The sequence below is a fragment of the Vibrio anguillarum genome (assembly GCF_003390515.1).
GTDB classification, from domain to species: Bacteria; Pseudomonadota; Gammaproteobacteria; order Enterobacterales; family Vibrionaceae; genus Vibrio; species Vibrio anguillarum.
The window spans coordinates 2544188-2559148 of record NZ_CP031479.1; the positions used below are offsets into that span (position 1 = coordinate 2544188).

Here is a 14961-nt window from a genome sequence, read left to right on the forward strand (position 1 = left end):
GTGATTAAAACAGCATAGTTGCCGCTATAACCATCAGAAAAACGGAGAATATTTTTTTCAATACCGCCGTCGGTAACTGAGTCGCGTAACGCGCTCCTAATCGAGTAGTGAGAATTGAGGTCGAAGCAATGGCGACTAACGCAGGTAAATAGACATAGCCAATGCTGTAAGGTGGTAAATTCTCCACTTGATAACCGTGCAAAATAAAACCAATCATGCCAGAGATTGCGATCACACACCCACAGACAGAAGAAGAACCGACGGCTTTACGCATTTCAACGCCATGACGATTCAAAAAAGGAACTGAGAGCGAACCGCCACCAATTCCCGCTAAACTAGAGACAATACCAATACCACTGCCACATAGCATGGTCACCCACGCACCGGGCATCGATCTTTGTATTTGCGCTTTTATCGATAAAAACATTTGAATCGCCAAGCAAAAAACAATCACGCCAAATACTTTCGGTAGATATTGAGTCGGGATCACGTCTGCGATCATTGAGCCAACAAACCCACCGACGATAACGCCGGGCATGAGCCACTTGACGACAAACATATCCACATTACCCAATTTAAGGTGATTTAATGCCGAAGAAGCCGAAGTAACAATGATGGTCGCTAGCGATGTCGCTAACGCTAAATGCATACTAAGTTCGGGGGAAATACCTGCCTTGGGAAGCAAAAGAAGCAACGCCGGAACCACAATTAAACCACCACCAATGCCCAGCAAACCAGCCATAAAACCAACGACTGAGCCCAATAACACCAGCAACACCATCAACTCAAAATTCACATTGGTTCCTATTTTTTGCCTGCGCGGATAAAGCCAGCAAAGCCTTTATCTTCAAAGTATGAGTGCATCATATTATAAATGTCGTTGCCGTAAGGTTGCATCAACGCTTTGTCAGCAAGTTGCCGTAACTGTCCTAATTGAGAGTGCCTCACTAAATATTTGACCTTGGCTACGTTGGAGGTATTCATACTTAGCATGCGATAACCCAAACCAATTAATAACAGTGAACCGATAGGGTCTCCGGCCAACTCACCACACACACAAACAGGTATACGATGAGACTGGCAAGTCTCTAAAATCTGTTTAAGCGCCATTACCACCGCTGGATGCATGGAGTCATAGACATCAGCAACATGTGCATTGTTCCGATCAACGGCCAACAAATATTGGGTTAAATCGTTGGTTCCAACCGAAACAAAGTCCACTTTGCTCGCAATCAATGGTAGAAGATAAATCATCGATGGTACTTCAATCATAATGCCAATCTTGGGCATTATGATCCGATCATCAACGCTAGAAACTTCTCGATACGCTTGCTCAATCAACCGCATTGCGTCGTCCAACTCTTTCGTTCCTGAAATCATGGGCAATAAAATGCTGAGATTTTGGTTATCGCCGCTGGCACGCATCATCGCCCGCAGTTGAATCAAAAAAATATCGGGATGATCGAGCGTAAAACGAATGCCTCGCCAACCAAGAAAAGGATTGTCTTCTTCAATGGGTAGATAAGGCAGTGCTTTATCGCCACCAATGTCTAACGTTCTCATCACCACCCGTTTATCAGGATAAGCGTTCAAAACGCTGCGATACTGCTGCACTTGTTCTTCTTCTGATGGAAAGCGATGTTGCAGCAAAAAGGAAATTTCGGTTCGATACAGCCCGACACCATCAACCCCTTGGTTAATTGCGATGTTGGTATCCGCACTTAATCCAGCATTGAGCATCACTTCAATACGTGTGCCATCTTGCGTAAAAGGAGCTTCTGCAATGGTTTCATTAACCATTTGAGAAAGTTCGCTTTCTTCATAAGCTAAAGCGCGATATTCCGCCAGAATTTGTCTATTTGGTGAGATAAAAACCTTGCCGCTATAACCATCGACAATGCCCTTTTTACCGTTGATCTCCTTGAGATTAAGTGAAATTCCCATCACTGCGGGAATGCCCAAGGCCCGTGACAATATTGCTGCGTGGGAATTGGCAGCCCCTTCTAAAGAGACCACCGCCAGTAATTTATCTTTAGGAATAGCGGCGAGAATTGAAGCAGTAAGTTCGCGTACCACCAAAATAATCGGTTTATCAAGTTGCTGCTGATCATGCTCAGTGTTGTGCAAAAAAAATAGCAGTCGCTGACCTAGCTCACGAATATCCTGTGCACGCTCACGTAAGTAAACATCTGACATCTTCGCAAAACGGTTGGAATAACTCTCCACAACCTGCCGTAATGCCCAATCTGCACGATCGCCTTTTTGGATTTGGCTTTTCAGATCGTTGCGTAGCATCGGATCATTGAGTAGATGAGTAAAGAGATCGAAGATGGCTAACGCATCTTTATTAATATCACTATCGAGTTTTTTTCTTAAACGACGAAAATCGTTCAAGGCGCTTTCTACCGCCAGCACTAGCCACTCTTGTTCTCGTTCAATATCGAGCGTTGAGGCGGGGTAAACATCAGACAGTTGAGGCTGGGTGTCATCCCACCAAAACTCACCAATCGCGATGCCAGATGACGCAGCAATGCCACTGGTGGATAACTGCTTTTTCGAAAGCAGCCACTGCCCTTGTGTTTGAGCATGAGCAATAATCACGGCCACTTGCGCCGCCAGAGTGACAATAAAAGACTCTTCCATCTCACTAAATAAGCGAGGTGTTTTTTGCTGCACGACCAAGACACCCAATACTCGCTTGCGATGAATAATCGGCGTACCAAGAAAGCTTTGATACACCTCTTCGCCAAGCTGTTTGAAGTATTTAAAATTAGGATGTTTCGACGCTTCAGCAATGTTGATTGGCTCAGCTGAACGTTTCACTAAGCCCACTAAACCTTCGTCAAAACCGATGTGGATTTTGTCGCCTTTGAACTTTAAGCCTTGCGTTGCCATCAGTTCTAGACGATGTTTTTCTTCGTTAGCAAGATAGACAGTGCAACACTCGGTACTCATCGCATTGCACGTTTGCTTAACCAAAATATCCAAGGCTTGGTGTACATCTTCTACCTTGGATACTTGTTCAACTATTTCCCTTAGCTGAGAGAGCATGTCTATCCTCTTTTATTTTTGCGCTTACCTTTGTTATTACGTTCTTTAAATGGCATCGCGAATGATGCAAACTCTTTCATCGCGCGACGGTAAACATCTCGCTTGAAAGAGACTACTTGTCTCACTGGATACCAATAACTGACCCAACGCCAACCATCAAATTCAGGGGTACTGCCGCGCTGCATGTTGATTCTTGATTCATCACACTCTAAGCGCAGAAGAAACCATTTCTGTTTTTGCCCAATACAGACAGGTTGAGAATCCCAACGAACGAGCCGTTTTGGTAATTTATATCTTAACCAATGACGGCTTGTTGCTATGATTTTCACATCTTTCTTTGTAAGCCCAACCTCTTCGTAAAGCTCTCTAAACATCGCTTGTTCAGGAGTTTCATCGTCGTCAATTCCACCTTGTGGAAACTGCCAAGAGTGTTGTCCGTATCGTTTCGCCCAGAATACCTGACCATGGTTGTTACAAATCACAATACCAACATTGAGTCGGTAACCATCGCCATCGATCACTGGCCAACCTCTAGTAAAATCTTAATTGCTTTGATTTTTCCACATATCCCCAATAGGAGCAAACTTACTAGTGTGATTAACACGAGATTTATGTGTTCCTAATCATTAATTGGATAACTTTTCATCAAATTTAAAGTTATCAACAAAATAATGCGACACCAGCCACATTTATTCACCTTTTCTGTGAGTAACTATGTGAAGAATCTCTAGATAGCGACTTACTTCCCCAAAAAGCAAAAGAATACGGACCAATAAAAAAAAGATAATAATAAATTAAATACATAAAAAACAATTAATTAATTGGATTTTCCATTATTAAAATTACGTTGCGATTAACAAAAAATTGATCCTTTCACAACATGCTCAAAGATCCACCAATTAGCTCGTTATCCACACCCCCACTCTAGTAGAAATAAGATTTACTGATTAAGAGGCCCACTCTCTCAAGCAAAACCCTGTAAATGCATACAGATAAACAAAAAATGGAATATTTTTCCGATCAACCTGTGGATAACTTGGATTGCGATGATCTTTTAAGCAAAAGAAACGACAGCACATTGTGTATAAGAATTTGCTACAATCGCGTTTTTATCATTCAAAGTATCATGAAACCTGCACCTAAAACTGAACATGAATTAATGCTTAGAGCTCAAGACATTGCAGGCTTAAGCTTTAGTCAACTCGCCGAAGAAGCCAAGATGACCGTGCCCCCTGACTTAAAAAAAGATAAAGGATGGGTCGGTCAGTTATTAGAGTGGCATTTGGGTGCAACAGCAGGCAGCAAACCTCAGCAAGATTTCGAGCAATTAGGTATCGAGCTCAAAAGTATTCCAATCAGTTACACTGGAAAACCACTCGAAACAACGTTTGTGTGTGTGGCCCCACTCACTGGTGTTCATGGTTTAACATGGGAGCAAAGCCACGTGCGAAATAAACTCTCTCGAGTACTGTGGATCCCAATAGAGGGTGAGCGAGAGATCCCCCTAGCCCAGCGCCATGTCGGCTCGCCATTGCTATGGAGCCCTTCTCCTGCACAAGAACAGCAGCTAAAAAATGATTGGGAAGAACTGATGGAGTTCATCGTTCTTGGCAAAGTTGAGCAGATCACCGCTAAGCACGGTGAAGTATTACAGCTCAGGCCAAAAGCGGCAAACGGGCGAGCATTAACCGAAGCCTACGGTGCTAATGGCAAACCTATCAAAACCCTGCCACGAGGCTTTTATCTTCGAACTCAATTTACCGCGAGCATTCTTGAGCAACACTTTATTTAAAAGTGCTCGTTATTGCTCATGAAAAAACGTAACCGTTTGATCTTTCACTGCACAATTCGTTTCCGTTTCACTGCCATCTTCGCTTATAGTAAAAACGTCACACACTCCACCAGCGAGAGCATCAAGGAAGGAATATGCAATACACCAAACTGCCTCATTCCACACTGGAAGTGAGCAAGATCTGCTTAGGTACCATGACTTTTGGTGAACAAAATAGCCAACAACAAGCCTTTGAGCAGCTCGATTACGCCTTAGACCAAGGTGTGAATTTCATCGATACTGCGGAAATGTACCCAGTTCCCCCCAACGGTAAAACCCAAGGTCTGACCGAAAGCTATATTGGCAACTGGTTAGAAAAATCAGGTAAACGTGAAAAAGTGGTGTTAGCGACTAAAGTGGCAGGCCCGCGTAACGTGCCTCACATCCGCGAAAAGATGTCACTCGATAGACGCAACATTCATTTAGCGATTGATGATAGTTTAAGACGCTTAAAAACAGACTATGTCGATTTGTATCAATTACATTGGCCTCAACGCCAAACGAACATGTTCGGCCAACTTAACTACCCTTATCCTGATCAGCAAGAAGAAGTCACTTTAATCGAAACGCTCGAAGCGCTTAATGATCTCGTCAAGGCTGGAAAAGTGCGTTACATCGGTGTGTCAAATGATACCCCGTGGGGCGTAATGACGTTGCTAAAATTGGCAGAAAAACACGATCTAGCAAGAATTGTCTCTATCCAAAACCCTTATAATTTACTGAATCGCAGCTTTGAAATTGGCTTATCTGAGATTAGCCACTTCGAAGGTGTCCAACTGCTGGCTTACTCGCCACTGGCGTTTGGTTGCCTGAGTGGTAAATATTTAAATGGCGCAAGACCTGACGGTGCTCGGTGCAGCCTATTTGAACGCTTTTCTCGCTATTTTACGGCGCAAGGTGTACAAGCCACTCACGCTTATGTTGAGCTTGCTAACCAGTATGGCCTTGATCCAGCACAGATGGCGTTGGCGTTTGTCAATCAACGTCCGTTTGTCGCATCCAATATCATTGGCGCGACAAACCTAGAGCAGTTGAAAACAAATATCGATAGTTTAGATGTCGTACTCAGTAATGAATTGCTTCTTAAAATTCAAGAAATTGGGACGACTTACTCCAACCCTTGCCCGTAGATATCTTCGGGGCTAGCGAAGCCACTAGCCCCTCGCTTTACGTTGTTATTCGCATACTTAACACACGGCGAAGATGACGAATATGACGTTCAGCTTTAGTTGAGTCAGGGACTGAAACGCCAATAGCGCGTCCATCACTTTCTAAGCCAATATCTTTAAGCAAGTGTTGGCTATTAAAAGGCAGCTCAAAAGCATGACGGCGAACATTTCGTTGCCATTGACGCTCTTCACGGCGTAAATCGGCACGGACCAGTAAAGTAGCAAGTTGTAAATAAATTGAATGACGCATGAATATTCTCCAGTAGTAAACTAAACGTTGACGGCTGGAAAAATGGGGGCGAGCAAGGTGGATCAACACTTTGATAAGCTGCCATTTTTCCGCAGCCTATCTCAAGGTTACGGATTAACTAAAAATCGGTGCCTTTTTTATCATCAAACATACGACAGGCGTCTGTAGTAAGAGACGATTTAGGCGCAGTAAGATCGATAGAAACGCGAACAGTATGAACAAAAACGAAATGATTCATGTTGCGCCTCCAAGCAAATAGTTAATCCAAAGTGAAATGAGTGTGTGAGCACGGCTCACGGTTAAATTCTATGCAACTGAGGTGATTATTCAACTCTTAATTTTCAAACAATTAAAAAACAATGCATTAACCTAAAATGAAAGCCGATGACAGCAAATAAGTGACATATTCAGCTAGAGAATAACTTATTCGCAAAAGATATGATTATAAAAAATGGCCACATGGATTAAATGTGGCCATTTTTACTTGAAGAATCATCAAGTTAATAGGTATTTTCAGTGATTAAGTTATGTTTATTAAGCAAGCGATACATAGTAGCTCTAGATACACCTAGCTCTTTGGCGGCCATTGATACTTGCCCTGAGTTGGATTCTAAAACCAGTAATAGCGCATCTCGCTCTGAACGCTCACGAATGCTTTTTAGGCTGCGCTTACCATCACTGCGTTTTGGTAAGTCGAGTTGCAATTCATCCAACATGACTGAATCGGACATCAGCACCACACGTTTGATCTGATTCATCAGCTCACGAACGTTACCCGGCCAGTGATAACGAGCCAATGAGCGCGCCGCTTCTTCAGTAAAACTGCGCGCCTGCGCGTTAAACTCTTTTGAATACTCCTGCAAGAAGTGTCGTGCCAGTAAAGCGATATCACCCGCCCGCTCTTTTAAGCTCGGGACATTAATACGCAATACGTTGATATAGTGGTACAGCTCTTCGTTAAAATTGCCATCAATCAGCGCTTTTTCAATATCGGAAGAGTTGGCGGCCAAAATACGCACATCCACCTCTTTGACACCCATTGAAGTTTCTATCGTTCCTTCTTGCAGGAAGCGCAAGAGGTTAGCTTGTTGGCTTTTAGGTAGCGTGAGAATATCTTTGAGTAGGATCGTCCCACCATCTGCCCGCTCCAATAATGAAGTTTGAGATGAGTCTTCACAACCAATACCGAACAGCTCACATTCAAAGCGGCTCTCCGATAAAGCTCGGCAATTCACTGAAATAAAAGGTTTTTGTGCGCGAGACGAGGTTTTGTGTACCGCTCTCGCGACCGTCTCTTTGCCCGTTCCATTTTCCCCATAAATGAGGATACTGACATCTGTAGGGCCGATGCGTTTGATCTGATCACGCAAGCGCTTCATGGGAGTGGACTCACCAATTAAACCAATATCCCCTGTTGCTCCATAATGTGGCCATACTTTTTTCTCTAACTTAAGCATTCCAAGTTGGTGTCCAATGGTGCTCAGTAGCTGCGCATCGGGAATCGGCGCCGTAAAAAAGTCGATACAAAAGTTAACAATGAATTGGCAAATCGTATCCGAGCTCAACTGTGATTCGCGAATGAACGCCAACCAACGTACTTGTTTATGGTTGCTGACCAAATTTGCAATGCCATTGAGGCTGAATTCATCATGGCTCAAATCAACAATACCAATGCATGGGCCTGTTTCTGCAAACAAGGCATCCGCTTTACGTAAATCTGCGCATTGTGTACAACGCCAACCAACCTGTTCAAGTACAGATAACCAAGGCTCGTATGTCCCACCAACGACGACAAGCGAACCAGGGACAGAATCCATTCGGAATTGAGTGCCCATCTATTATTCCTTATCTTTAAATTTATATGCAGTGCTACTTCTGGCACATTAGACGGCTGTTACATTAACGAGACTTGGCGCTGTAGTCTGTCTCGATAATAAGACTAGACAACAAATAAGCGCTTTGCCATTTAATATAAGGAACTATTTCATAATCTTTTCGAAATTGTTGTCTGTTAGTCCACGCTAGTGAACAAAATTTTTCAAACTAATGCAAAAAAAAACCGCCTATTTAGGCGGTTTATCGGAACGAAAGTAGCAATTACTGCTGTGGGCGCATCGCAGGGAATAGGATAACGTCACGAATCGTATGGGTGTTGGTGAGTAACATCACCAAACGGTCAATACCAATGCCTTGACCCGCCGTTGGTGGGAGACCGTGCTCTAACGCAACAACATAATCAGCATCGTAGAACATGGCTTCATCGTCGCCAGCATCTTTGGCATTCACTTGCGCTAAGAAGCGCTCGTCTTGATCTTGAGCATCATTAAGCTCAGAGAAGCCATTGGCGACTTCACGACCACCAATGAAGAACTCAAAACGGTCGGTGAAGAATGGGTTGTTATCGCTACGACGCGCCAATGGTGAAATATCCGCAGGGTATCCAGTGATGAAGGTCGGTTGCATCAACTTAGGTTCGGCCGTTTCACCGAAGATCTCTTCAAGCAGTTGGCCGCAAGTCCAGAAAGGTTCAACGTCTACATGAACCGATTTCGCGATAGATACCATCAGCTCACGGTTTTGCAGATCCTGTTCAGTTAACGCTTGGATTTGAGCGTGCTCTGGATTGTAGTGTTTGATGGCTTCAAACATACTCATGCGAGCATATTGACCACCAAATTCTACCGTTTCATCACCATAAGGCATTGACGTTGAACCCAAAACTTCAAGTGCAACTGAACTCAATAACTCCTCAGTAAAGTCCATCAGATCATTGTAATCTGCGTACGCCATATAGAATTCCATCATAGTAAATTCAGGGTTATGGCGAGGAGAAAGACCTTCGTTACGGAAGTTACGGTTGATTTCAAACACGCGATCAAAGCCACCCACAACTAAACGCTTAAGGTAAAGCTCAGGTGCGATACGCAAGTACATTGGCATGTCGAGCGCATTGTGATGAGTGATGAATGGACGCGCACTAGCACCGCCAGGGATCACATGCATCATTGGCGTTTCTACTTCCATGAACTGTTTTGAGATCATGAAGTTACGAATTGCAGTCATTACTTTAGAGCGAACAATGAACGCATTACGTGAACTTTCATTAACAATCAAATCCACATAACGTTGGCGGTAGCGCATCTCTTGGTCAGTCAAACCATGGAACTTCTCTGGTAACGGACGAAGTGCCTTTGTCAGCAATTCGTACTCTTCCATATTAACGTAGAGATCGCCTTTGCCAGATTTGTGCAACGCACCTTTCACGCCGATGATGTCACCAATGTCTAGACCTTGGTATTTTTCCTTCAGCTCAGTTTGAACCTCTTTTGAAGCATAAGCTTGAATACGACCAGAGGTTTCTTGAATAACAAGGAAAGGGCCACGTTTCGCCATGATACGACCTGCAATCGCCACAACATGGTTTAAGGCTTCTAACTCTTCTTTGCTCTTTTCACCGAATTGCTGTTGAAGATCGCCCGCAAGGCTGTCACGACGAAAGTCATTTGGGTGGCCATTCGCTTTACAGCTCTTACGGATGTGATCCAGCTTGCTGCGACGCTCTGCGATGAGTTTGTTCTCTTCTTGCGCAATTTGCTCTTGATTCATTTCGTTTTGAACAGCATCAGTCATTTTACATGTACCTTATATGTCGGTAAAAAAGCATTAAAGGCCTGATTTCAGGCTTGCTTCAATAAATTTGTCTAAATCACCATCTAATACCGCTTGGGTATTACGGTTTTCAACGCCAGTGCGTAAGTCTTTGATTCGGGAGTCATCCAATACATAAGATCGGATTTGGCTTCCCCAGCCAATGTCAGATTTCGCATCTTCATTGGCTTGCTTTTCTGCGTTCTGCTTTTGTAACTCAAGTTCAAACAGTTTTGCACGCAATTGTTTCATCGCTTGGTCTTTGTTTTTATGCTGCGAACGATCGTTTTGGCATTGAACAACGGTATTGGTTGGAATGTGCGTAATACGCACCGCCGATTCGGTGGTGTTAACGTGCTGACCACCCGCTCCCGAAGCGCGATAAACATCGATACGAAGATCGGCTGGGTTGATGTCGATAGCAATATTTTCATCAATCTCAGGATAGATAAACGCAGAGGCAAAAGAGGTATGGCGGCGGCCACTCGAATCAAATGGGGATTTACGAACCAAGCGGTGTACGCCAGTTTCGGTGCGTAACCAGCCATAAGCGTAATCACCGATAATTCGCACGGTTGCGCCTTTTAGGCCAGCAACATCACCTTCAGACACTTCAATCACTTCAGTCTTAAAGCCTTTCGCTTCTGCCCAACGTAAATACATGCGTAGCAGGATTGATGTCCAGTCTTGAGCCTCGGTGCCGCCCGAACCAGACTGCAGATCAATATAGCAATCTGAAGAATCGTGATCGCCAGAGAACATACGGCGAAACTCAAGCTGTTCAAGCTTAGTTTCCAGCTCATCCAGTTCAGGGCCAATTTCATCGAAGGTTTCTTGGTCTTCTGCTTCAATAGCCAGTTCCAGTAGCCCTTCCACATCATCCACACCTTGATCTAACTGATCAATGGTATCGACAATGGCTTCGAGCGAAGCGCGTTCTTTACCTAGCGCTTGTGCACGCTCAGGTTCGTTCCAGACGTTGGGTTGCTCGAGTTCTGCATTCACTTCTTCTAAACGCTCTTTCTTAGCGTCGTAGTCAAAGATACCCCCTCAGGATATTTGTGCGCTCTGACACATCCTGAAGACGGTTTTTAATAGGATTGATTTCAAACATGTTTGCTCAACATTTATGAGTAGAATTTAACCGAAGAATTCTACTTAAAAATGTGACGAAGATACAGGAAAAATTCGTTTGATCTCTTGGAATAAAAGCTGGCGCACGCCTAAAAAAAGAGGCTGAACAATCGTGTTCAGCCTCTTTAATGCTTACGAGTAAAAACGCGATTATGCCGCTTCTTTAACCACACTTTGTTGAACGGTAGTTGCAATAAAGAACATGCAAATCATCGCAGCAAGTGTCGGAAGCAACCACCCCATGCCGACCTCAAACAGTGGCAGCATATTGAACGCAGACACATCAACGCCAGCGACTTTTGCCGCGTCGATCAACGCAAAAAGAAAAGAGACAAGTAGCACAACACGGTATGCCACTGCTGGGTTTGGTAGTTTCCCTCTCAAGAAGGTCAACATAATCAAGGCAATCGCAACTGGATAAAGCGCATACAGTGCGGGGATAGAAAGCGTGATCAATTGTGATAAACCAACGTTTGCCACGATAGCGCAAGCAACACCAATAATGATCACCCAAGATTTATACGCAATTGGAGTCAATGTACAAAAGTAATCTGAGCATGCTGAAATCAAACCAATTGCCGTGGTTAGGCAGGCTAGTAGCACGATGACAGAAAGCACGATCTGCCCATAAGGGCCAAACAGCGCTTGCACATATTGGCTAAGCACCGCGCCGCCATTTTCTGCACCAAAAGCGACCACAGAGCTTGTCGCGCCAAGATAAAACAGTGAAATATAGACAAAAGCTAAACCAACCGCCGCAATGCACGCCGCGCTGATTAAATACTTTGTGGTTGCCGCACGCTCAGTAATGCCTTTGCTACGCAGTGCATCGACAATTAACATCCCAAACATCAGTGCGCCAAACGTATCCATGGTGTTGTAGCCTTCAAGGAAACCTTTCGTCAACGGCTGAGTCAGGTATTCGCCTTGTGCAGTCACCATCTCACCTTGCGGGTCAACAAAAACCGCAACGGCTAAAATAATTAATCCAACAAATAGAGCAGGAGTTAGCACTTTACCAATGATGTCAATGAGCCGACCTTGAGACCAGGCAAAAAACATCGCAATCACAAAAAAGAGAATCGAAAATAGTGTCAAATGCGATTGTTGCGCATCAATGAAAAATGGTTTCACTGCCATTTCATACGCCACAAGGCCGGTACGCGGTGCTGCAAAGGCAGGACCAATGATGATAAAGATCATCACTGCCATGATAGTTGCAGCTTGTTTAGGCAGATCTTTGGTTAAATGCTCCCAAGAACCACCCGCGACAGCAATCGCAATAATCGTCATCAATGGTAAACCGACAGCGGTAATAAGGAAGCCAGTCATGGCTGGCAGTAAATGCTCTCCAGCAAGTTGGCCAGCGATTGGCGGAAAGATGATGTTACCAGCACCCAAGAAAAACGCGAAAAGCATAAAGCCGACCGCGATAATATCTGTTAGTTTTAACGTCTGCTTCACAGATAACCCTTAATTATTATTTGATAAATGTTGTGTATGCATTGTTGATGAGGTTGAAACCGCATCTAAATCTAAAAATTAAGGGCGAATAATGACGAAACACTCAAGACTTCGCAAGGGCAAAGCAAAAAACGCTACATTAATTTATAATATCGGTGAAAAACCAGTTTAAAACTCTAAATGTTAAAAAATAGAAAGAATGATGTGTTGATCATTTTCTCATACACTCTCATAACAGATAGAAGAATAATCCGAACAAATAGATAACAATAGTGGTTATCACTTAATTAGAGCTATATTTTGAAATAATGATGAAAAGTCACACGCCCAAAAATAAGCGTTTCAAATTTAAACAATTTTCCATTGACGGTGGACAAGCGGGAATGCCTGTCAGTACCGATGGGGTTCTATTAGGCGCGTGGGCTTTCACGCACCATCCCAAAACCATTCTCGATATTGGCACTGGTACCGGGTTATTAGCATTAATGTGCGCGCAACGTTTTAGCGATGCACAAATTACGGCCGTCGATATCGATGCCTTTGCCTTTGAAGCGGCCCAATACAACAGTAATGCTTCTTCATGGGGGCAACGCATACAGGTTTTACAAGGTGATATTTTAGACACCTCTTTTGCACCGTCCTTTGATGCAATTATTTGTAACCCACCCTATTTCAACAGTGGTGAACTGTCTCATGATCCCCAGCGAGCTACTGCTAGGCACACCAATCAACTTGCTCATCACGCTTTATTAGTCAGAGCAAAAAGCCTTCTCAACGATGAGGGGCAAGCTTGTTTTATTTTGCCCGTGTATGAAGGGGAACAATTTATCGAGCAAGCACTCACGCTCGGCTGGCAGCTTAAGCGGCGCTGCACTGTACAACCCGTAGCACACAAACCCGCTCATCGGCTATTGATTGAACTAAGTTTAGCCTCGGCTTCTGTGATTGATTCATCGTTGGTCATTCACTCATCAAGTGGTTATAGCGAAGCCTTTATTGCCCTAACTCAAGATTTTTATCTCAAGATGTAGAAATAACATGTGATCCTAATCACCAATCCCCCTATAATGTTCGACCTTAATTTTATAGCCAAATAAGCCTAACGGCTTGTGGAGTACTCACTGTGATCAAAACCTTTGCTGACCTCGATCTTGACCCTTGCATCATTGCGGCCATTGAAGATATGGGCTTTGAACGTCCCACCCAAGTTCAAGCTGAAGCGATCCCACAAGCCCTAGATGGTCGAGATATTCTTGCCTCTGCGCCAACGGGAACCGGTAAAACCGCTGCATTTGTTTTACCCGCGCTACAATATCTTTTAGATTTTCCGCGCAAGCGAGCCGGCCCTGCACGCGTCTTGATTCTGACCCCAACTCGTGAACTGGCGATGCAAGTGGCGGATCAAGCTCGTGAACTGGCGAAGAATACTCGCCTCAATATCGTCACCATCACCGGCGGCGTACAATATCAAGAGCACGCCGACATCTTAGCCAAAACGCAAGATATTGTGGTGGCAACACCTGGTCGCTTGATGGAATACATTGAAGGTGAGCGTTTTGATTGTCGTGCGATTGAATGGCTTATTTTGGATGAAGCTGACCGCATGCTGGACATGGGCTTTGGCCCAATCGTCGATCGTCTCGCTGCGGAATGTCGCTGGCGTAAACAGACCTTGCTCTTCTCTGCAACACTGGAAGGTCATGGTGTGGAAGGTTTTACTGCCGATCTCTTAAAAGAACCAGCAACAATCAATGCCGATCCTTCTCGTCGTGAACGCAAAAAAATCACTCAATGGTATCACCGCGCCGATACCATGGTGCACAAAGTTGAGCTATTGAAGAAAATCCTCACCGAGCAAGCCGAACGTTCTATCGTGTTTATCAAAACTCGTGAGCGCTTAGCTGATTTGCGTACAGAGCTAGAAAAAGCGCAAATTCCTTGTGCTTGGATTCAAGGCGAAATGCCACAAGATCGTCGCAATAACGCCATTACGCGATTCCGTGAAGGCGCAGTCAACGTACTACTGGCAACCGACGTGGCCGCTCGCGGTATTGACTTACCTGACGTAAGTCACGTGATCAACTTTGATATGCCACGCTCAGCGGATGTGTACTTACACCGCATAGGTCGTACGGCTCGTGCTGGAAAAAAAGGCAATGCGATCTCTTTGGTTGAAGCCCATGATCAAGTGATGATGGACCGCGTCGCGCGTTATGTCGACGAGGAGATCAAAGAGCGCTTCATTAAAGATATGCGCCCGCAGCACAAAAAGCCGGTATTCAAAAAGAAAAAGAAAACCGATGACAAAAAAGTCAAAGTGGTTTCGAAGAAGAAGAAAGCGAACAAAAAGAAAAAATAGTGTTCCAATACCACCTATAAAAAAATGCCGATACTGAAATATCGGCATTTTTTAT

12 protein-coding genes are annotated in these 14961 nt (G+C 44.2%); 4 read left to right on the forward strand and 8 right to left on the reverse strand.

The window, feature by feature from the left end:
• Positions 1–4 precede the first annotated feature (4 nt).
• From DD616_RS14775 to rppH, 3 genes are read right to left on the reverse strand one after another with little or no spacing between them, the layout of a single operon-like run.
• Positions 5–796 (reverse strand): sulfite exporter TauE/SafE family protein, encoded by a 792-nt coding sequence (locus DD616_RS14775; RefSeq protein ID WP_208871862.1) that lies wholly within the window; start codon positions 794–796, stop codon positions 5–7.
• An 8-nt stretch (positions 797–804) separates the two neighbouring features.
• On the reverse strand, positions 805–3051 hold the full coding sequence (gene ptsP, locus DD616_RS14780) for a phosphoenolpyruvate--protein phosphotransferase (RefSeq protein WP_088720923.1): 2247 nt from the start codon (positions 3049–3051) through the stop codon (positions 805–807).
• 2 nt (positions 3052–3053) lie between these two features.
• Entirely contained in the window at positions 3054–3572 is a 519-nt protein-coding gene (rppH, locus tag DD616_RS14785) for an RNA pyrophosphohydrolase (protein ID WP_010319133.1), read from the reverse strand.
• Between the two features lie 605 nt (positions 3573–4177).
• Here rppH and mutH point away from each other — a divergent pair.
• A complete protein-coding gene (mutH, locus tag DD616_RS14790) occupies positions 4178–4843 on the forward strand; it encodes a DNA mismatch repair endonuclease MutH (protein ID WP_026028083.1) in 666 nt (221 codons plus the stop codon).
• Between the two features lie 134 nt (positions 4844–4977).
• A complete protein-coding gene (locus DD616_RS14795; RefSeq protein ID WP_013857595.1) occupies positions 4978–6012 on the forward strand; it encodes an NADP(H)-dependent aldo-keto reductase in 1035 nt (344 codons plus the stop codon).
• 37 nt (positions 6013–6049) lie between these two features.
• On the opposite strand, the gene DD616_RS14800 is transcribed toward DD616_RS14795, so the two are convergent.
• The 5 genes from DD616_RS14800 to brnQ form a co-directional block, all read right to left on the reverse strand.
• The gene (locus tag DD616_RS14800) at positions 6050–6301 is read right to left on the reverse strand and encodes a hypothetical protein (protein WP_170889157.1); all 252 of its coding nucleotides are present in this window, start codon (positions 6299–6301) and stop codon (positions 6050–6052) included.
• Positions 6302–6801: 500 nt separating this feature from the next.
• Positions 6802–8136: a cyclic-di-GMP-binding transcriptional regulator VpsR gene (gene vpsR / locus DD616_RS14805; RefSeq protein ID WP_017043264.1), complete on the reverse strand. Its 1335-nt coding sequence runs from the start codon at positions 8134–8136 to the stop codon at positions 6802–6804.
• Positions 8137–8398: 262 nt separating this feature from the next.
• The gene (gene lysS / locus DD616_RS14810; protein WP_088731814.1) at positions 8399–9931 is read right to left on the reverse strand and encodes a lysine--tRNA ligase; all 1533 of its coding nucleotides are present in this window, start codon (positions 9929–9931) and stop codon (positions 8399–8401) included.
• A gap of 33 nt (positions 9932–9964) precedes the next feature.
• Positions 9965–11063 (reverse strand): peptide chain release factor 2 gene (gene prfB, locus DD616_RS14815; RefSeq protein ID WP_096000859.1). Its coding sequence is split into 2 segments (ribosomal slippage): positions 9965–10987 and positions 10989–11063, totalling 1098 coding nucleotides; the frame shifts between segments, so codons are not numbered across the junction.
• Between the two features lie 170 nt (positions 11064–11233).
• Positions 11234–12547 carry a branched-chain amino acid transport system II carrier protein gene (gene brnQ / locus DD616_RS14820; protein ID WP_013857601.1) on the reverse strand — a complete coding sequence of 438 codons (1314 nt, stop codon included), beginning with the start codon at positions 12545–12547 and terminating at the stop codon, positions 11234–11236.
• A 308-nt stretch (positions 12548–12855) separates the two neighbouring features.
• Between brnQ and DD616_RS14825 the strand changes: the two genes are divergently transcribed.
• Together DD616_RS14825 and srmB are read left to right on the forward strand one after the other, a co-directional pair.
• Positions 12856–13578, forward strand: coding sequence for a tRNA1(Val) (adenine(37)-N6)-methyltransferase (locus DD616_RS14825; protein ID WP_208871863.1), 723 nt, complete (start codon positions 12856–12858; stop codon positions 13576–13578).
• 92 nt (positions 13579–13670) lie between these two features.
• The gene (gene srmB / locus DD616_RS14830) at positions 13671–14906 is read left to right on the forward strand and encodes an ATP-dependent RNA helicase SrmB (RefSeq protein WP_013857603.1); all 1236 of its coding nucleotides are present in this window, start codon (positions 13671–13673) and stop codon (positions 14904–14906) included.
• The last annotated feature ends 55 nt before the right edge of the window (positions 14907–14961 follow it).